14 protein-coding genes are annotated in these 18,791 nt (G+C 64.3%); 1 reads left to right on the top strand and 13 read right to left on the bottom strand.

The annotated features are described in order from the left end of the window. Nucleotides 1–104: 104 nt before the first annotated feature. The 10 genes from ABCN07_RS03285 to ABCN07_RS03330 all read right to left on the bottom strand — a co-directional run bounded on the left by ABCN07_RS03285 (nucleotide 105) and on the right by ABCN07_RS03330 (nucleotide 13,891). Nucleotides 105–548: a YtxH domain-containing protein gene (locus ABCN07_RS03285; protein WP_343005357.1), complete on the bottom strand. Its 444-nt coding sequence runs from the start codon at nucleotides 546–548 to the stop codon at nucleotides 105–107. A 78-nt stretch (nucleotides 549–626) separates the two neighbouring features. Further along, complete coding sequence (locus tag ABCN07_RS03290) at nucleotides 627–1,223, bottom strand: hypothetical protein (protein WP_343005358.1); 597 nt, start codon at nucleotides 1,221–1,223, stop codon at nucleotides 627–629. Between the two features lie 153 nt (nucleotides 1,224–1,376). Further along, complete coding sequence (locus tag ABCN07_RS03295) at nucleotides 1,377–2,045, bottom strand: RlpA-like double-psi beta-barrel domain-containing protein (RefSeq protein WP_343005359.1); 669 nt, start codon at nucleotides 2,043–2,045, stop codon at nucleotides 1,377–1,379. 331 nt (nucleotides 2,046–2,376) lie between these two features. Beyond that, complete coding sequence (locus ABCN07_RS03300; protein WP_343005360.1) at nucleotides 2,377–3,699, bottom strand: hemolysin family protein; 1,323 nt, start codon at nucleotides 3,697–3,699, stop codon at nucleotides 2,377–2,379. Between the two features lie 351 nt (nucleotides 3,700–4,050). Then, complete coding sequence (locus ABCN07_RS03305; RefSeq protein WP_343005361.1) at nucleotides 4,051–6,108, bottom strand: elongation factor G; 2,058 nt, start codon at nucleotides 6,106–6,108, stop codon at nucleotides 4,051–4,053. 254 nt (nucleotides 6,109–6,362) lie between these two features. Further along, nucleotides 6,363–6,578: a helix-turn-helix transcriptional regulator gene (locus ABCN07_RS03310; protein ID WP_293814827.1), complete on the bottom strand. Its 216-nt coding sequence runs from the start codon at nucleotides 6,576–6,578 to the stop codon at nucleotides 6,363–6,365. Between the two features lie 258 nt (nucleotides 6,579–6,836). After that, nucleotides 6,837–7,133 carry a hypothetical protein gene (locus tag ABCN07_RS03315; protein WP_343005362.1) on the bottom strand — a complete coding sequence of 99 codons (297 nt, stop codon included), beginning with the start codon at nucleotides 7,131–7,133 and terminating at the stop codon, nucleotides 6,837–6,839. Between the two features lie 72 nt (nucleotides 7,134–7,205). Then, on the bottom strand, nucleotides 7,206–9,158 hold the full coding sequence (locus ABCN07_RS03320) for an InlB B-repeat-containing protein (RefSeq protein ID WP_343005363.1): 1,953 nt from the start codon (nucleotides 9,156–9,158) through the stop codon (nucleotides 7,206–7,208). 448 nt (nucleotides 9,159–9,606) lie between these two features. Beyond that, nucleotides 9,607–12,522, bottom strand: a complete 2,916-nt coding sequence (locus ABCN07_RS03325; protein ID WP_343005364.1) for an FctA domain-containing protein — start codon at nucleotides 12,520–12,522, stop codon at nucleotides 9,607–9,609. A gap of 394 nt (nucleotides 12,523–12,916) precedes the next feature. Then, nucleotides 12,917–13,891, bottom strand: coding sequence for an L-lactate dehydrogenase (locus ABCN07_RS03330; RefSeq protein ID WP_343005365.1), 975 nt, complete (start codon nucleotides 13,889–13,891; stop codon nucleotides 12,917–12,919). Between the two features lie 118 nt (nucleotides 13,892–14,009). Here ABCN07_RS03330 and rlmD point away from each other — a divergent pair, with 118 nt between their 5' ends. Continuing rightward, nucleotides 14,010–15,200 (top strand): 23S rRNA (uracil(1939)-C(5))-methyltransferase RlmD, encoded by a 1,191-nt coding sequence (gene rlmD, locus ABCN07_RS03335; protein ID WP_343005366.1) that lies wholly within the window; start codon nucleotides 14,010–14,012, stop codon nucleotides 15,198–15,200. Nucleotides 15,201–15,397: 197 nt separating this feature from the next. Here the strand turns inward: rlmD and purN are convergent, their stop codons facing one another. The 3 genes from purN to purF form a co-directional block, all read right to left on the bottom strand. Beyond that, nucleotides 15,398–16,018 carry a phosphoribosylglycinamide formyltransferase gene (purN, locus tag ABCN07_RS03340; protein ID WP_343005367.1) on the bottom strand — a complete coding sequence of 207 codons (621 nt, stop codon included), beginning with the start codon at nucleotides 16,016–16,018 and terminating at the stop codon, nucleotides 15,398–15,400. Nucleotides 16,019–16,026: 8 nt separating this feature from the next. Continuing rightward, on the bottom strand, nucleotides 16,027–17,103 hold the full coding sequence (gene purM, locus ABCN07_RS03345; protein ID WP_343005368.1) for a phosphoribosylformylglycinamidine cyclo-ligase: 1,077 nt from the start codon (nucleotides 17,101–17,103) through the stop codon (nucleotides 16,027–16,029). Nucleotides 17,104–17,178: 75 nt separating this feature from the next. Continuing rightward, on the bottom strand, nucleotides 17,179–18,693 hold the full coding sequence (purF, locus tag ABCN07_RS03350) for an amidophosphoribosyltransferase (protein ID WP_343005416.1): 1,515 nt from the start codon (nucleotides 18,691–18,693) through the stop codon (nucleotides 17,179–17,181). Nucleotides 18,694–18,791: the final 98 nt, after the last annotated feature.

Here is an 18,791-nt window from a genome sequence, read left to right on the forward strand (position 1 = left end):
CAATACCCCCGGCTATCTATGGGCGCGCCTGAGCCCAAGCACGCGACGGGGCGCCCGCGGTTGACCGCCGGCGCCCCGTGTCTTCTTACTTCTATGACCGAGGCCTACTCCTCGGTGCCCTCAGCATCCTCGGCGGCGTCCTCGACGTGGACGTCCGCGGCCTCGGCAGCGGGAGCCTGAGGAACGGCGGCGCCAACCTTCTCGGCGACATCAGAGACGGCGGCGGTCACGTTGTCAGCGGCGACGGCGACGTTGTCAGAGATGGTGTTGCGGAGCTGATCCATGCGCTCGCGGGCAAGATCGATCTTGGCACGGAGCTCGTCGGTCGTGGCATCGACGGACGGACGAATGTTGTTCAGGCGATCGGCGACGGCGTTGCCGCCCTTCTCGTAAGCGTCAGCGGCGGCATCCCACGCGTCATTCATGGCATCCGCAGCCATGGCGCGGCTCTCTGCGCCGGAGCGCGGAGCCAGCATCATGCCGGCAGCGGCACCCACCGCAGCACCAAAGACGCTGCCAAGGACAAATCCAACTGCACCCTTGCTCATTGTTGCCTCCTTAGGCGCTCCGCACACGCGGACGCACGGCTATTCGGTCGTTCTAGGCGATTATACCCACGCAGGCGGTTATGCTTCCTCGTTCTCGGTAGACGCGGTATCAGCACAATCGCCCTCTTGATCGGCAACGCCCTCGGGCTCAGCGGCCTCCTTGGCGGCGGCATCCTCCGCGGCTTCGCGGCTGGCGATCTCCTCGGCATGCTCCACGAGCTCACGAATGCCGGAGACGATGGCCTCAATGTCAGGCTTGGGGTCAACCGCGCCCGCATAGGCCCACTGCAAGATCCACGCCGCACTCGAAAGAGCGGAGGCAACGAGGACGTCATCCGGACAGGAAAGCTGCACGTCATAGGTGCGAGGCTCGCCCGTGACCTCCCAGGTGCGGCCGCACGAGATGTCGCCGGCGAGGCCGGTGCGAGCGATGAGCTCGATGGTCACGTGCTCAAGCAGGTGGGCGACCTCGGTGGCACCCATGGCCTCCTTGAAGGTCTCCCCCGCGTCACCAAGGCACGCGTGATTGATGATCTCCGGCAGGAGGTTATAGACGTGGGTGGTGCCGATCAGGTCCTCGTCCGTGGTGAGCGGTCCACCGTTGGCGATGCGCACGCGGGCCGTGAAGTGCTGCGGCGAAACCGCAACGCGCTTGATTTCGATGAGCTGAGCCATGCTTTGGTTCCCTCCGTTGTCGCGCCCCTGCGGCGCGCCCATGCTGCAATGGTAGCCGATAAAAAGACATCCGCCCGACGGCGTCAGGCGGATGGCACGGATTAATGACTCTTGTGAGGCCGACGGGCAGAAAGAGCCCTGGCGTCATCTCCCCTACAGGAAACGATAGCTGACGGTGCGAACGCCCCAGTTATCCGTGGAGGTTGCGCCAAAAGCGCGCCAAACGCCACCTGCGAGGTCAAGATCACGACCGAGAGGAGCGAAGCCGCCCGTATCGGTGACCTTGGCGGTGACGGTCATGCCGTTGTAATAGATCTCGACCGTGCGGCCGAGAAGATCGGAGCGGCTGGAGGGGACGGCGACGGTCATGCTGGTCTCGGTAAGCTTGGTGCCGGAGGCCGTGGCGTCATAGCCATCGTTGCAGGCGAGCGTGTATGCAGAAGCGGTGCCCTGCTGCCAGCCTTCGTCGCGGGTGACGACGACGTTGTCACCGTCCATGGCGACGCCGGCGGAGACAGATCCGGCCTCAGAAGGGCCAATGGTCTTGACCACATAGCCGGTACGAGTGGAAGAGCTGGTGAGATCAGTGGTGGTGGCGGGAGTCTCCGCCTCAGCGAACTTGCCCGCGGCATCGCTGGAGAGCTGCGCCGTCGAGGACAGGTCGCCGACTCCGATGGCCGCCACGTCATCAGTGCCAATCGCCGCGCGGGCGGGGCCAACGTGAGTGACGGCAAAGACGACGGCCACCATGATTGCGACGCCCAACGTCACCGTGAGCGGCACAACCCTAAAGCGCCTCGTCTTATTCACGCGTTTTGCCAAGCGCGTCCTCCGCCTCGGGGGAGCTCGAAAGAACAGCATCCCTGCGTATGATCGAGGCGTGGTCGTGTTTGGTGTTCAATACCCCGACGCTGCAGCATCCGGCCGCAAGCTTTGATGCCCACGTGCGACATCAGAGGGCTATTTTATCTTAAATATGCAAGGCGCCGCCCGCCCGCTGGCGAACGGCACCCGTTTTATGAAGCGTTAATGAAGAATCCCCATAAATTCGCAGGTCACAGACGTATGCGTTTGCTTGCCGATTCTATGCATCCGCGAACGGCGGAGGACCTTGGTGGCACACCGGACGGCCGCGGGCCCCAGAGCGCCAAGGCTAGTCCTCCCCGGCCTCTTCCTCGTCGTCCTCGGCAGGGGTCTCCGGCGCGGTCACACGGAGAAGCGCGATGCGGCGGCCGCGCAGGGACTGGACGCGGAAGGTATAGCCGTCGACAGTGAAGACCTCACCGGGGCTGGGCACGGAATCCGCGAGGTCGAGCACGAAGCCGGCAACGGTCTCGAACTCGTCCGAGTCAGGGATGGGCCAGCCCAGGTCACGCGCGTCATCGATCGAGAAGCGACCGTCAACCAGCCACTCTCGCTCGGAGAGGCGCGTGAGGTACTTGTTGTCCGGGTCGAACTCGTCCTCGATCTCGCCCACGACCTCCTCGACGATGTCCTCGATCGTGATGACGCCGGCGGTTCCGCCGTACTCGTCCACGACGATGGCCATCTGGTCATGGCTGCTCTGCATCTCCGAGAGAAGCGGGATGATGTCCTTCGTGTCCGGCACGAAGATCGGGGCGCGGACGTAGGCGCCCACGGCGCGGTCCGCCTCGTCCTTGTCGACGATGGGCGCGAGAAGGTCCTTGATGTGGGCGATGCCCACGATGCGGTCGACATCCTCATGGTAGACGGGAATGCGGGAATAGCCGGTGCGGCGCATAAGCCTGAGGACGTCAGACAGGGTCTCGGTGTCCTCGACGGCAGTGAGGTCAACGCGCGGGACCATGACCTCGCGGGCGATGGTGTCGCCGAGGTCGAAAATCTCGTGGATCATCGACTTCTCTTTGTCAGAGAGATCGTCGGTGTCGGTCACCATATAGCGAATCTCCTCTTCGGAGACATCCTGGCGGTCGTCGGCGGACTTGATGCCCAAGATCTTGGAGAGGCCGTCCGAGGACTTGGCGGTGAGCCACACGAGGGGTGCGACCACCTTGGAGAACGTGCGCAGGAAGGGCGCGACGCTCTTCGAGACCTCCTCCGCGTTCGCGAGCGCGATGCGCTTGGGAACGAGCTCGCCCATCACGACGGAGACATAGGAGACGATCACCGTGATGACGATCGGCGCGATGGCCTTCGTGGGGGCAGCGGGCGCGCCGAGGGAGATGAGCCACGACGCCAGCGGATCAGACAGCGTGGTGGAGGCGACCATCGCGGAGAAGAACCCCACGAGTGTGATGGCGACCTGGATTGCCGCGAGGAACTGGCTGGAATCGCCCGAAAGCTCGAGCGCCACTTTCGCCTTACGGTCCCCCTCGTCAGCGTCATGCTCCAACACGGCACGCTTCGCGGCAACGAGCGCCGCCTCTGACATGGAGAAATAACCATTCGCGAGCGTGAGAAGCAGCGTGAGGATGATGCTGAGTGCTACGCCCATGATCCCACCTCCCTCAAGCTGGAGGTTTGGCAGGAAAGGGAACTGCTACTGTGGCAGTCTCCGGTATCACTCTTGGCGTTCATGGGCTCCTCGCTCTTAATTCGCCGGACGCCTCCGGCAGGTGCCGGGTCCGTCCCGGCACTTATACCGGCAACGGCCGGCACAGTCCTTTTAGTATACCCAGCTTGGGCACTTATGCTTGGAGCATGGCCAACCCCTAACAAAAGGCGAGGCCGCAACCCCCGTTACGGCGGACAACGTGCAGCCAGCGCATCGCATCTGCTAACAAAAGGCGAGGCCGCAACCCCCGTTACGACCTCGCCTTACACAGCGCCCCCTGGAAGCTAGGGACTACCTACCAGCGTTGCGGCGATTCTGCCACTCCTCCGCGAGCTTTGCCTGGACGTCATACGGAACCTGCTCGTAGCCATCGATCTCGAGCGTGAACTCGCCCGTGCCGCGAGAGAGCGAACGCAGGCGCGTGGCGTAATCCACGACCTCCGCATACGGAACACGGGCCTGGATGACAGTGGTGCCGCGCTCGCCGGCCTCCATGCCCTCGACGCGCCCGCGAGATGCCGAGACGTCACCCATGATGGAGCCCGCGTAGTCCTCCGGAACGGTCACCATGAGCTTGGCCATGGGCTCGAGCACGACGGGCTCCGCCTGCTCCGCAGCCTTCAGGAAGCCGAGACGAGCGGCGGACTTGAAGGCCATCTCGTTCGAGTCAACGGAGTGATAGCTGCCGTCATAGCAAGCGACGCGCACGTCGATCATCGGGTAACCGGCGACGACACCCTCGCGCATGGTCTCCTGGACTCCCTTGTCGACCGCGGGGATGAGCCCCTTGGGAATGCGGCCACCGACGACCTCGTCAACGAACTCGTAGCCCGCGCCCGGATTGGGCTCGAGGCGCAGCCAGCAATCACCGTACTGACCGGCGCCACCAGTCTGCTTCTTGTGGCGACCCTGGGCGCTCGCGGTGCGGCGGATGGTCTCGCGATAGGGCACGCGCATCGGCACGATGTGGGCCGTGACGCCCGCACGGGCGGCCATGCGATCGAGCAGGACGGAGACCTGGGCTTCTCCGATGGCGGAGATGACGGTCTGGCCGGTGTCCTCGTTGCGGGAGACGGACATCGTCGGGTCCGCGTCGCAGCTCTTCTCGAGGAAGCTGTAGAGCTTGTCCTCCGTGCCGCGCTTGTCCGGCTCGATGGCGACCCGATAGAGGGAGTTGGGGAAGCGGAAGGCCGCAGCCTCGACCTTACCCGTGACGGAGAGGGTGTCACCGGCCATGGCGGCGATCTTCGGCACGACGACGATGTCGCCTGCGGCGGCAGACGGAACCTCGGACATGTCGCGGCCAACCATGCGATAGATGTGGGCCAGACGCTCGGGCTTGCGGGTGCGAGCGCAGATGAGCTCGAGGCCCGGCTTGACCGTGCCGGCGAGCACCTTCGCCAGGGCAAGGCGGCCGTTCTGTGGGTCATTCAGGACCTTGAAGACGAAGGCGACCGGACGGTCATCACCCTCGTCGATGTCGAGGTAGTCACCGTTCACCAGGGGCACGGAGCCGAAGTCGCTCGCGCTCGGGAAGTAGGTCGCGATGTCATCCATCAGGCTCGTGACACCTTCCTCGGCGGTGCAAGAGCCGGCGAAGACGGGTACGAAGATGCGCTCCGCAATGGCCTTGGCGAGCAGACCCTCGAGCTCCTCCTGGGTAAGCTGGCCGTCGCCCTCGAGGTACTTGAGCATGAGCTCGTCATCCGCCTCGACGACAAGCTCGCACAGGTGGGCGCGAGCCTCCTCGGCGGCGTCCGCGTACTCCGCGGGGATATCGCACTCGACGGGCTTGCCCGTGTCATCAAGGTGACGAGCCTTCATGCGGATGACGTCGATGACGCCCTTGAAATCCTCGCCAACACCCCACGGCAGCGTGACGGCACCGAGGCGCTGGCCAAAGCGCTCCTGGAGCGCGGCAAGCGTGGCGTCGTACTTGGCCTCGGAGCGGTCGATGCGGTTGACGAAGACGGCGCGGGCGAGGGAGAGGTCCTCGGCGGCATACCACAGGCGGGTGGTAACGGCACCCGGGTCTCCGGCGGCGTCGACGACGAAGATAGCCGTCTCGACGGCGGACATGGCAGCGTACGCGTCACCGATGAAGTCCGGATAGCAGGGGGCGTCAATGACGTTCAGGCGAGCGCCGCCCCAAGAGACGGGCGCCATGGCGAGCTTGATCGAGAAGGAGCGCTTCTCTTCCTCTGGATCGTAGTCGAGCGTGGGCTTGGTGCCCTTGTGGCCACCCAGGCGGCTGGTGACGCCTGAAAGGTGAAGCATGGCCTCCGCGAGCATGGTCTTGCCCACGCCACCTTGGCCCACGAGGGCAACGTTCCTGATCTTCTCGCTCATGATGACTCCCTCCGTTGAGGTCCACGTGGCCCAACGGAGAGGGAAAATCGCCGCACGCGACCCACCCTGACCGTTGGCTGGATGGGCGTCGGGGTGCCCATACGCACGCCACGGCATTCGTTGGATTTACCGTACCCAAACATCTGGACAAAAAAGCCCCACCCGCCAGCGTGTCTGGCGAGCGGGGCGTGAGGCGTGGCGAATGGCACAAACAACGGCATCTCCGTCGCAGGAGTACCCGACAATGAGCGGCCCTACTCCTTGTGAACCGTCGGGTGGGTCAACCTCACCTCGATGCGGCAGCCGAGGGCATTGGCAACGGACTCGAGCGTGGCGATGGTTGCGTTGCCATTGCCTTGCTCGAGCCGGCTCAGGCTGGACTGATGGATGCCGCAAATCTTGGCAACCTCCCCCTGCGTGAGGTTCGCCTCGGCGCGAGCCTCAGCAAAGGTTCGCCCGACCCTGTACATCAGTTCATCTTCTTTGTAACTTTTTTGGCTCATCGGTACTCACCAGCCTCTCGTTGGTGCTGAGGACCGGCTTGCTTCGGGGAGCGCAAGGCCTTTGGCCAGCGACGCCCCCCCCCCGCACTTTTTGAATGAGCCTCTAAACCGCACTAACAAGCAGGCACTTCGCTTACGGACCCACTCGCTATCCTTACGATACTTAACGCAGCGTAGCAGCGGTAGCGGACATCTATAAAGGGCGCCCATGTGTCGGCCAAACGTTCAATCCAACTCGGAGTCCACCTTCACAACGCGCTCGCCCTCACTCGTGAGTTGGTACTCGTTTTCGAGCTGGCCGCCGTTGCGCAGATACCGTGCCCGAACCGAGACGAGGTCCTTGCCCTCAAGAGAGTGGATGGAGTTCCTGACGGTCCCCTCGCTGCACGAGAAGTCGCGAGCCAGCCCGTTGATGCTCAGGACATGCGTCCCGTCGCCATGCGCAATTCGCTTGAGGATCGCCAGCTCACGCTCATTGAGACGCACGCCCGCGGCGGCACTCACTTTGGCCCTCTTTGTCATCTCGCTTCCATCCAATCTCTGCTCGTTGAAAAAGGCCGTCGCCCACATATCCAGGCGACGGCCACAAGATCTCTAGTGCTCGCGGTGGCGCAGCGCGATACCCGCGCCAAGTGCGGCGAGAGAGCCGCCTGCGAGAAGGGCCGGGAGTGCCGCAGACGTCGTGTCGCCGGTCTGGGGCAGCTTCTTGTCAGGCGTCTTGTTGCCCGCATCCGGGGTTGTCGGGGCCGCGGGGTTCTTAGTCCACTTGCCGTAGAGCGTCATGGAGCCGGGCAGGGCGTCACCGTCATTCCACTTGGCGGTGCAGGCCTCGTCGGTGTACCAGCCATCGAAGGTGTAGCCATCGACGGACTCCGAAGCCTTGGCCGCGTAGGCGGCACCGAGCTCAAGGTCAGCATCGGCATCGGGAACCTTGGCGCCCTCGGGAGCATCGCCAACGAACTTGTAGTCAACGTTCACGAGGCCATGGGCGGCCTTGAGGGCGATGGCACCCTTGATCGTGCCGCGCTGCTGGGTGAGCACAACGTGCTTGGTCTCGCCATGCGCAGACCAGCGGGCATCCGCGGCGTCGACGTACCAGCCGTCGATTGCGTGGTTGCAGTCATCGAGAACCCAGTCGGCGCCCGTGGCACCAAAGCTGATGGAGCCCATGCTGCAGATATCGTCGCCGGACTTGTCGGCATGGTTGTTGTAGATGCGGGCATCGGAGGGAAGCGTGAGCGTGCCGGTGGCGTAGTTGTAGACGCCGCCGCCGTTGCCCGTCTCGTGGTTGCCCATGATGGTGAGCTTGGAGCCCTCGTCGAACGTGAAGGTGCCCTTGTTCTCGAGGCCGTTGCGCTGGTTGTCGCAGACCTCGACCACCGCACCCTTGGCGACGTGGCCCCTGGCGGAAGGCGACATCGCGCGGAGGCCGCCGCCACCCTTTCGGGCGTTGCGGTCGACCGTCAGGCTCGACGTGCCATCGATATCCAGGTTCCCGGTGAAATGGACGCCCGCATACCCGTTGTCGTTGCAGGTGACCGTGGAGGAGCCGGCGATGGTGACGTTGCGAGCGGACATGCCATGGCTGCCGTTGCTGCTCACGTCCGCGACGGAACCGTTACGCACGATGTAATCCGCGCCGTTCGAGCCGTTACCGCGGTTTTTGGAATTCGTGAGCCTAGAGCCATCGACCGTGACCTGGATCGCCGAGGTGATACCCCTCCCGTTGCCCGAGACCTCGAGCTCGGAGTCGCCCAGGACGTTGATCTCCGTCGTATAGGTCGTCGTCGACGCGCTGTCGGTGCAGAAGCCGTTGATCGAGAATCCCTTCACGGACATCTTCGAGTTGTTGAGCGTCAGCCTACCGCTGTGAAAATGGACGGCGGTGTTCAAGTTGCCCGCCGGCGAGAGGGTAACGGTGGAGTTGTTGAAGACGAGTTCGCAGCCGTAGTTGAGGATGACAGCAGCCCAATTCGCCTCGTTGCCAGCCGCCACGGCGGTGCCCTCCACGGGAGCCATGTTGAGCTTGACATCGTTGAAGGTGAGCGACGCAGGCTTGCCGTCCTTGAGGACATACACGCCGCGCTTGTTGGCGGTGATGACGTGGCCATTACCGTTGACCGTGAGGGCGATGCCATTGATGCCGAAGCCCTTCTCGGTCTCCGCGTCGCGCTTGAGCTCGATGACGTCACCATCCTTGGCGGCGGCGAGGGCGCCATCCAGGGTCGCGTAGCCAGTCTTGTCAATCATGGCAACGGGGTTGGCGACCGGCGTCTCCGCACCTGCGGCGGGCTGATCGTCAGCGGCGTCCTCCGTTGCAGGCGCGACGGGCGCAGTGGCGACGACATCCGTGTCAGCCTCAGGTTCATCGGCGGCCTGGGTGGCAGGATCCTGCTGCGTGGTCGCCTCGAGCGTAGTCGCGGCCGCCTCATCAGCAACGGCGACGGAAGGCGCGAGCACGCCGAGAGAGGCTGCAAGGCCAGCCGCGACCACGGCTGCGGCCACGCGACCGCATCCCACAGCGAGGCGTGGTTTGTTCATCTTCATTTAAGGCTCCTCTCACCCATTAGGTGGCGGATGCCTGCGTCGCGCTACTCATGCTCATGCGTTATGAGAAAGAAAGAAGGGCATCCCCTCAGTCAAAATTAGGTATATCCGCGCGTAACCAGGCAAAATATCGCTTATATGCATATTTAGGGAGTGATAGCCCGGGTACCCGCTTTTTCCTGCCGCATGAACGCATGCTCACAATGCGCGACATGCCTATTTATAGATTGCAGAGTATCGGGCGTTGCGGTCTCGCGACATCGTGAACAAGCGCGTCGCGGCCCATCGCGAGATGATGCTTGGACAAGCGCTACGCACCCGCGACTCGATTGGCTGCTCACCTTCGCTATCCCTCGATTTATGAGGCTCAACTCAGCGCAAAATGAGAGCCCGGCAGGCGAAATGCCTACCGGGCTCGTGGCTCAAACGCTATTTGCGAGCTTCGAGGTTACTTCCTCTTGCGGCTCACGGTCACGCCAGCAACAATGCAGACAACGGCGGCGACGGCGAACACGATGGGGAGCGTCGCGTTGTTGGTGTCACCCGTCTGGGGAAGCTGCTTCGCGGGCTGCTCGGGCTCGCTAGGCTTAGCGGCGGGAGCGGTGTAGCTGTTGGTGAAGGTCGGGTTATTGCCCTCGACGGTGGCCTCGAGCTGACCATTGCCGTCGTTGTCGGCGACCGAAACCTTGATCGTGTGCTCGGCGGTGTCGTAGGTCATGCCCTCGACGTCGCCCGCAACCTCACGCATGGTGAAGGTGTAGGTGCCGGCCTGCTTGAGGGTGAGCTCGCGGAAGGCGACGTTGCCCTTGGCGTCGTTGGTGGCACGGTCCATGACGTCACCATTGTTGAGGAGATCGAAGGTGAACTGGCCATCGGAGAGATCGGCGCCCTCGAGGACCTTCGTGGCCGTAAGGTTCACGGTTGCGGGAGCGGCGGCATAGGTGTTGTTGAACACGATCTCGCTCGCGCCCTCGGTGCTCGCGACAAGCTGGCCCTCGCCGTTGTCCTTGACGTTCACGGTAACCGTGTAGGTATTCGCGTCATAGCTGACGCCGGCGACGTCGCCCTGGACCTCGCGAACCGTGTAGACGTGCGTGCCGGGCTCGGTGTAGTGCTGCTGGGCCTTAAAGACCACGGAGCCATCGGCCCCGTTGGTGGCGGTGTCGACGACCTGATTGCCCTCGACGAGCTCGAAGTTGAACTCGCCCCGATTGAGGTCACGGCCATCGAGCTTCTTCGTGACGGAGACGTTCTGCAACACGTTGAAGTAGACGTCCTTGGCGGAGTATTTGTTCACGAAGTTGAGGTCGCCCTCGGTGGTTGCGGTGAGTTTGCCCTCGCCGTCATCGGTGACGGTGACCTTGACGGTGTGGGGCTCGGCGTTAGTAACGCCGGGCTTGGAGCCGCTCTCGGTAACGGTGTACTCGAACGTCTTGCTCATTTCGTTGCCGAGGACATCCTTGGTGAAGGTGATGTCACTGAAGTGGAAGTCGCCGGCGGCGTCGTTGGAGACGACCGCCTCGGTCTGGTTGGCGGGCATGGGGGCGCCGACAGTCTTGGCGGTGAGGGTGAACTGGTAGTCATCACCATTGAGCGCCGGGGCGGTGAGGCCGGGGGCGGCATCGATGGACTTGTGGCCGTACAGGGAAACCGTGGCGTTGTTCGTGCCGTACTCGTTCACGAAGGAGAGACCGCCCTCGGGAGCCGTGACGCTGGCGACGAGTTCGCCAGCCTCGTTCACGGTGACGTCGACCTTAACGCGCTCGGCACCCTGGGTCACGGGCTTGACGCCCTCCGGGAGCGCGGAGGTGTCCTCGGCCACGTCATAGAGGTAGGTGCCCGTCTTGGCGAACGCGATGTTACCAAAGTGGAACGAGCCGTCCGCTTCGTTGAAGACGGTCGTCTCGGCAGGAAGCGGGGTGTCGGCGGCGGAGCCATCGGCCGCGGAGATGGTGAAGCTAAACTCGCCGGCAGCAAGGGCGCGGCCCTTGAGCGTCTTCTGACCAGCGAGGTTCTTGGCACCGTCAACAGTGACGGCCTTGGGAGCGGCAAGCGTAATCGTCGGAACGGCGAAGCTGGCCGTCTTGACATCGGACTCGATGCCGCCGCCCTGACCGGTCTGCGTCTGGACGGTCTTGTACTGGACGTAGCTCGCGGCATCCACGTTCGTCTCGAAGGTCTTAGCCTCGCCAGCCGCGGCGACCTCATCCTTGGCCGTCTTACTGGGACGAATGGTGAACGTCACGGAGTAGGTGACACCCTTCTCGAGCGTACCGAGTTTAGAAAGATCCCAGCTGAGGTTGCCGCCGTTGATGGTGATGGTAGTAGCGGAAGGAGCGTCGTCCCACGCCGCGTGGTTCTTGGCATAGCGGACTTTCTCGATGGAGCCGTCCGCGGCCGTGCCCTCGACATACTGCGTGAGCTGGTCGACGATCTTGACGTCCTTGTAGCCAGCAGTCTTGGTGATGACCTGGCCGATCTGAGAGAACGCAGAGGCGAGGTTGTCAGCCGTGGTGCCGTCGAGGAAGGTGCCGTTCGTATCAGTCGCGAAGGACTGCATCTTGTCGGCGTCCTTGGCGACGCTCACGACAAACATGTTGGCGCCGTTACGGCGGTTGGCCTCAGCCTTGGCGGCGGCGTAGCAACGGCCGTCATTGGTGTCTCTATTGCCAAGCCCGTAAAGATTGTCGTCTTCCTTGCGGTCGACCTGGGGATGGAAGAAGCCACCCTCATCCCACCTCGTATAGCCCATGGGGCTCACGCGGTACGTCGGGTTGCCGTCGGAGAGGAACACAATGTGCTTCTCGGCACCCTCGCGGCCACTCGTCTGGGCGTTCGCGAGCTTGAGGCCGCCCTCCCAGTTCGTACCCTGGTTCTCCTTGGCCCTCTCCGGGACAGCGTTGGCAACGACGCTCGGGTCGCTCGTGAAGCCCGTGGCAACCTGGGCGTTCGTGCCAAACGTCACGACGGAGACCTGAATCTGCTTGTTGGCGTTCTCGCCGGTGAGCAGGCTGTTCGCAAGGGTGGCAGCGGCATCGTGCGCGGCCTTCATGCGGCTCTTGCCGAACCAGCCGTCCACCTTGTCGTTCATGCTCGAAGACACGTCAACAACGAACACGACGTCCACCGGCTTGGCGGACGAGGACTGCTCGGTGTCGCCGGTCACGGACAGCGTGAGGTCATACGTGCCGTCCCTGTTGTCCGTGATGGTCTTGCTGTGGGCGGGCGCCCTATCAACCACGCTGCCGGCGTTCTCCGCCAGCGCCGCGGTGGGCGTCGCAATCCCAAGCGCGAGCATGACCGTAGCGGCTGCCGCAAACAGACGGCGACGCCACGAGCGGCTCGCGTGGCCGTTCGATTTCATACAAGCTCCTCTCCCCAGCGCTTGCGCGCCGATCGCGCGGAGCTGTCAAACTACATTTACGGTGGCCCCGAAGGGCGTCAAATAGACAGCTCCGGTTTAAGTTTGCTAAAAGAAGCTATCTACCTGCGGAAATATAGCTTATATGCATATTTGGGGACAAAATGCCGCCCGCAGTCATGCGTGGTACGGATGATGGGGCACACACAACGGCACGGCGATCGCACCGCAAGGCCCACGCACAACGGCGCGGCGCTCTTGCCGCAAGGCCCACGCCAACGCCAAAATCCAACGCAAAAGAAAAGCCCGGCAGACGCAAGCCTGCCGGGCAACCCACATCTCTTCAGTTATCGCAAGGCATGCACGGGCGTCACGGCGACGCACCGGGAACGCCTAGCTACACGCGGGCCTCGTCGTTCCACCAGCTGCCGAGCTGGGCGATGTTGCCGCGGATGTGCTCGCAGCTCGCGTGGAAGGCGGCCTGCTCGCGCTCGTTAAGCGGCAGCTCGAAGGTCTCCTCGACGCCGTTCGCGCCCACGACGCACGGGATGGACGAGAAGATGCCCTCCTCGCCGTGCTCGCCGGTGAGCAGCGTCGAGCAGCAGGTCACGTAGTGCTCGTTGCCAAGGACGGCCTGGACGAGACGGACGGCGGCGCTGGCGACCGCGTACTCGGTGCACTGCTTGCCGGCGTAGGTGACGTAGCCACCATGACGGGCCTCGGCCTCGCACTCGGCCTGGTCGAAGCCGAAGCGCTCGGGCTGCTCGGCGGCAAGGTCAGCGAGCGTCTTGCAGCCGAAGCTCACGCAGGACATGGCGGCGAACTGGGACGCGCCGTGCTCGCCGAGCATATAGGCGTTGATGGAGTGCTGGTCGAGGCCGACGCGCTTGGAGATGGCGTTGCGCAGGCGGCCGGAGTCCAGAGCGGTGCCGGAGCCCACGATGCGCTTGGGGTCGCAGCCGGAGAGACGCCAGATCTCGGTGCAGATGACGTCGCAGGGGTTGGAGATGGAGACCCAGACGCCCTTGAAGCCGGCATCGGCAACGCGAGCGATGAAGGTACGGGCGATCTCGGAGGTGATGAAGAGCTCGCCGTCGCGGTCCTTGGCGGCGGCGGAAACGTCACCGGCGGCGTTCACGATGACGTCGCAGCCGGCGAGCTTCTCGTACTCGGCGCCGCAGGCGACAATCTTGCAGTTGCGGGGGTAGAACGACAGGGCGTCCGTGAAGTCCTGGACCTCGCTCGTCAGCTTCTGCTCGTTGATGTCGCAGAGATAGAGCTCGTCCGCAAGACCCTGCATGAGAAGGGCGTTCGCGACGTGCGCGCCCACGTGACCCTGACCGATGACGCCGACCTTGCGGATGTATGCCATGTCGTATCCTTTCGTAGAGGGCGCGGGCGCGCCCAAGTTAGGGAGCTACGGTAACACTCCCGTTTTGCCAGAATGTAACCACTTCGCCATCAGGGCGAATTGCAAGATGAGGAGACGCATGGGGTTCAAGACGTACACCTGCCCAATCGCCAAGAGTTGCGGCGGATGCGAGTGGCTGGCAGTGCCCTACCCCATCCAGCTCAAGCGCAAGCGCGAGGCCGTGGCCGGGCTCTTCTCGGACATCCTCCCGGCGGACATCATCGATGGCCTCGAAGTCTACGGCATGGACGCGGACGGCAACAAGCCCGTTCGCTATCGTCACAAGGCGGCGACGCCCTTCGCCCCCGGCCCGCACGGACGTGTGCGCTCGGGCTTCTACGCGCGTGGCACGCACCGCATCGTCCCATGCGCCAAATGCCTGGTCGAGGCCCCGCACGCACGTGAGGCGCTGAACGCCGTCGCTCGCGCCGCGGAGGACATGCGCATTCCCGCCTATGACGAGGACCGCGGGCGCGGGCTCCTCCGCCATGCCGTGGTGCGCATGGGCTACGCGACCGACGAGTGCCTGCTCACCGTCGTCACCAACGGCAAGGGCATCGCGCATGAGAGGGAGTTCGTCCAGCGCGTCCGCGCGAGGGCACCCTTCGTCACGGCGATGGCGCAGAACGTCAACCAGCGCCGCACGAACGCGATCCTCGGCCACGAGTCCCGCCCGCTCTTTGGCGGCGGCAAGATGGTCGACGAACTCCTCGGCTGCGAGTTCGAGATCGGACCCACCTCGTTCTATCAGACCAACCCCGCCCAGACCGAGGTGCTCTACTCCCTCGCCATCGAGGAAGCCGGGCTCGAGGGTGGCATGCGCGTGCTCGACGCTTACTGCGGCATCGGCACCATCGGCATGTGCGCGGCACGCCAGGTCGAGGGCCTCGAGGTCGTGGGCGTGGAGCAGGTGGACGGCGCCGTCGGCGACGCGCGCAAGAACGCCCGTCGCAACAACCTTGAGGACCGCTGCCGCTTCGTCTGCGCGGACGCGACCGCCTACATGAAAGACGTCGCCCGTGGCGACCGCGTGGGCTTCGACGTCGTCCTCATGGACCCGCCCCGCGCGGGTTCGACGCCCACGTTCATCAACGGTGTGCTGGGGCTCGCACCAGAGCGCGTCGTCTATGTGAGCTGCAACCCCGTGACCCAGCGCCGTGACCTCGAGCAGTTCCTCGCAGGCGGCTATGAGGTGGCGCGGCTTGACGTGGTGGATATGTTCCCGCACACCAAGCACGCGGAGACCGTCGCGGTACTCAGGCACAAGTAGGGGGCGAACCCGGCAGCCACCCGCCAAAGCGCGGGGTTCCCTCGACGAAAGCTCGCCCAAGCGCCAAACGCAGCGTTAAACAGAAGGTCCCGGCCGCCCTCGAGCGAGGAGTGGCCGGGACCTATTTCAAACCAAGGGCGGCGTGGCCGCAGCAAAGAGGACTCTATACAGGCGGCGTGACCTCAGCGAGGAGGACCCTACGCCGGGTCAATCGCCACGGTGTTGTTCTCGCGCACGTGGACGCGGCCGTCCGCAAGCCAACCGATGACCTCGGGATAGAGCTCGTGCTCGATCTCGTGAATGTGGGCCTCGAGGGTGTCGACGTCCCAGCCCTCCTCAACCGCCAGCGCGCGCTGCGCGATGATCGGGCCCTTGTCGTACTCCTCGTTGGCAAAGTGCACCGTGACGCCCGTGACCTTCACGCCGCGATCGAACGCGTCCTGGATGGCGTGCGCACCACGGAAGCTCGGCAGGAGCGCCGGATGCAGGTTCACGACGCGGTTGGGGAAGGCGTCGAGCAGCGACGCATGGACCATACGCATGTAGCCGGCCATGATGATGTACTCGCAGCCACGCGCGCGGAACATCCTGGCGATGAACTCGTCAGGATCGTCGTTCTCCTTGTAGAACTCCTTGGAGAGTGTGAAGGCTTCGACGCCCGCCGCCTCGGCGCGCTTGAGGCCGTAGGCGTCGGGACGGCTCGATATCACGAGCTCGACGCTCGCATTGAGGCTGCCGTCATTGATGCGGTCGATGATGGCCTGCAGGTTCGTGCCGCTACCGGAGATGAGGACACCGATCTTGAGGGGATCGCTCATGCTACCCCCTACTCGGCGTCGTCGCGGTAGAGGACCTCGCCGGAACCGGCGACGCACTCGCCCATGAGGAACGGGTCGAGGCCCTCGGCCTTGAGGGCGGCCGTCACGGCGTCGACGTCCTCGGGAGCACAGATGATGCTCATGCCCACACCCATGTTGAAGGTCTTGTAGGCCTCGTCGAGAGAGAGGCCGGCAAGGCGGCTCACGTAGCCGATGATGGGCGGAATGCTCCAGGCGGGGCCGGCCTCGCCGCCGCGATAGACCAGGGCGTCGACGTCCGCGGGAAGCGCGCGGTTGAGGTTCTCGGTGATGCCGCCGCCGGTGATGTGGGCCATGGCGTGGATGGGCGCGCCGGCATGCAGGGCGCGGATGAGCTGGCCGGCATAGATGGTGGTCGGGCGCATGACGGCGTCAGCCACGGACTCGCCGAGCTCCTCGTTGTAGGCCTCGAGCTCCTCGACGGTCTTGCCCTCGATGGCAACCTTGCGGACGAGCGAGTAGCCGTTCGAGTGGATGCCGGAGCTGGCGAGGCCAAGGATGACGTCGCCGGCCTTGACCTTCTCGGGACCAATCATCTTCGGTCGGTCGACGACGCCCACGACGAAACCGGCGAGGTCATAGTCATCCGGGTTCATGACGCCGGGGTGCTCGGCCATCTCGCCGCCAACGAGGGCGCAGCCACTCTTCTTGCAGCCGTTGGCGATGCCCTTAACGATCTTGGCGACGTGCTCGGCGCGGAGCTTGCCAATGGCAACGTAGTCGAGGAAGAACAGCGGCTCGGCACCGATGGGCACGACGTCATCGACGCACATAGCGACGAGGTCCTCGCCCACGGTGTCGTGGCGATCGAGCAGCTGGGCGATGGCGAGCTTGGTGCCCACGCCATCGGTGCCGGAGACCATCACGGGGTCTTCCATGTCCTTGAACGCAGCTGCGGAGAAGCAGCCGCCAAAGCCGCCGAGGCCACCGATGACCTCAGGACGGTTGGTCTCCTTCACGGCCGCCTTGATGGCGTCGACCGCGCGAGCGCCCTCAGCGGTGGAGACGCCGGCGTCCTCGTACGTCACGTGCTTTTCGTTGCTCATGTCTGTCCTTTCGCGGGCCTGGGACCCTCGAGCCTTCGATCGCACACCCGGCACCTTGCCGGGAGGGCGGCTTGTCTACATTTCCTTCTTGACGACGTCCTGGATATCCATCTGTGAGGCCTCGCTCGCACGGCTGAGGTTGCGCGGCTTATAGCCCTCGAGGAACTTGCCCTTCGAGAAGCTCGCGGGGATCTCGACGGGATAGCAGCCGGTGAAGCATGCCTCGCAGTAGCCGGAACAGCCCTCGCCGCAGCCCTCGCACCCCGCGAGAGACGGGACGCAGGCGCGCAGGCCGTCGACAGAAAGGAAGCCGAGGGAGTCCGCGCCGATGAACTCGCAGATCTCATCGACGTCCTTGCGGGCGGAGATGAGCTGGTCCTGCGTGTCCGTATCGATGCCGTAGAAGCACGGCCAGATGACCTCGGGCGAGTTGATGCGCATGTGGACCTCGGCGGCGCCGGCGTCCTTCAGCATGCGGACGATCTGCTTGGACGTGGTGCCGCGCACGATCGAGTCATCGATGACGACGAGGCGCTTGCCGGCGACGTTGTCCGCAAGGGCGTTGAGCTTGAGGCGGACGCCCATCTCGCGCAGCTCCTGCGTGGGCTGGATGAAGGTACGGGCAACGTAGCGGTTCTTGATGAGGCCCTCGCCAAAGGGCAGGCCGAGCTCGTGAGCGAAGCCCTCCGCGGGCGGCAGGCCGGAATCAGGCACGCCAATGACGAGGTCCGCGTCGACCGGGCACTCGCGGGCGAGCTGGACGCCCATCTGATAGCGCATCGAGTAGACGCTCTTGCCGTGGAAGCGCGTGTCAGGGCGCGCAAAGTAGACGTGCTCGAAGATGCACTCCGCGCGGGGCTCGGGATCGAGCACCTGCTCGCAAGAAATGCCGTCGTCAGAGATGCGGATGATCTCACCGGGACGAACGTCGCGGACGTACTCTGCACCCACGATGTCGAGGGCGCAGGTCTCGCTGGCGACACACCAACCCTGCTCGTTAGGGAGCTTGCCGAGGCAGAGCGGACGGATGCCGCGGGGGTCACGGAAGGCATAGAGGGCGTTCTCGCGGACGAGCGCCATGGCGTAACCGCCCTCCATCATGGCCATCGCATGAGCGATACCGCTACGGAGCTTGTGCTTCTTCTCCGTGAAGAAGCCGATGAGACGCGCGGCGACCTCGGAGTCGGTCTGGGTGCGGAAGGGAACGCCCATGTTGATGAGCTCGACGCGAAGTTGGTCGAAGTTCACGAGCGTGCCGTTGTGTGCCAGCGCGATGATGACCTCGTTGATGGCGGAAAGGTGCGGCTGGGCACTCTCCCAACCCTTCGAGCCCGCGGTACCGTAACGGACGTGGCCCACGGCAACCTTACCGGAAAGGGCGGAGAGGTCGGAGTCCGTGAAGACCTGCGTGACGAGGCCGAGGTCCTTGCGCACGAACACGCTCTTGCCGTCGCCAACGGCGATACCCGCGCTCTCCTGGCCGCGGTGCTGCAGGGCGTGGAGCGCAAAGTAGGTCATGCGCGCGACGTCGCGGCCAGGAGCCCAGATGCCGAAGATGCCGCACTCGTCGTGGAGGGAGTCATCCCCCATGGTCGCCTCGAGACCCGCCGGCTTGTCACCGGAGTCGACGCCGACCACGTGGGTCGCCTCGCAGACGTCGATCATGGAGCAGTCAGACATTCGTTACC

Source organism: Collinsella sp. 1033st1_E11_1033SCRN_220408, from assembly GCF_039062465.1.
Classification (GTDB): Bacteria; Actinomycetota; Coriobacteriia; order Coriobacteriales; family Atopobiaceae; genus Parolsenella.

Bases quoted from the DNA above. Each gene is read 5' to 3' on its own strand.
- ABCN07_RS03285 (WP_343005357.1), bottom strand. From the start codon at position 548: ATGAGCAAGGGTGCAGTTGGATTTGTCCTTGGCAGCGTCTTTGGTGCT.
- ABCN07_RS03305 (WP_343005361.1), bottom strand. From the start codon at position 6,108: ATGAGCGAGAAGATCAGGAACGTTGCCCTCGTGGGCCAAGGTGGCGTG.
- ABCN07_RS03320 (WP_343005363.1), bottom strand. From the start codon at position 9,158: ATGAAGATGAACAAACCACGCCTCGCTGTGGGATGCGGTCGCGTGGCC.
- rlmD (WP_343005366.1), top strand. From the start codon at position 14,010: ATGGGGTTCAAGACGTACACCTGCCCAATCGCCAAGAGTTGCGGCGGA.
- purM (WP_343005368.1), bottom strand. From the start codon at position 17,103: ATGAGCAACGAAAAGCACGTGACGTACGAGGACGCCGGCGTCTCCACC.
- ABCN07_RS03315 (WP_343005362.1), bottom strand. From the start codon at position 7,133: ATGACAAAGAGGGCCAAAGTGAGTGCCGCCGCGGGCGTGCGTCTCAAT.
- ABCN07_RS03290 (WP_343005358.1), bottom strand. From the start codon at position 1,223: ATGGCTCAGCTCATCGAAATCAAGCGCGTTGCGGTTTCGCCGCAGCAC.
- purF (WP_343005416.1), bottom strand. From the start codon at position 18,693: ATGGGGGATGACTCCCTCCACGACGAGTGCGGCATCTTCGGCATCTGG.
- ABCN07_RS03310 (WP_293814827.1), bottom strand. From the start codon at position 6,578: ATGTACAGGGTCGGGCGAACCTTTGCTGAGGCTCGCGCCGAGGCGAAC.
- ABCN07_RS03325 (WP_343005364.1), bottom strand. From the start codon at position 12,522: ATGAAATCGAACGGCCACGCGAGCCGCTCGTGGCGTCGCCGTCTGTTT.
- ABCN07_RS03300 (WP_343005360.1), bottom strand. From the start codon at position 3,699: ATGGGCGTAGCACTCAGCATCATCCTCACGCTGCTTCTCACGCTCGCG.
- purN (WP_343005367.1), bottom strand. From the start codon at position 16,018: ATGAGCGATCCCCTCAAGATCGGTGTCCTCATCTCCGGTAGCGGCACG.
- ABCN07_RS03330 (WP_343005365.1), bottom strand. From the start codon at position 13,891: ATGGCATACATCCGCAAGGTCGGCGTCATCGGTCAGGGTCACGTGGGC.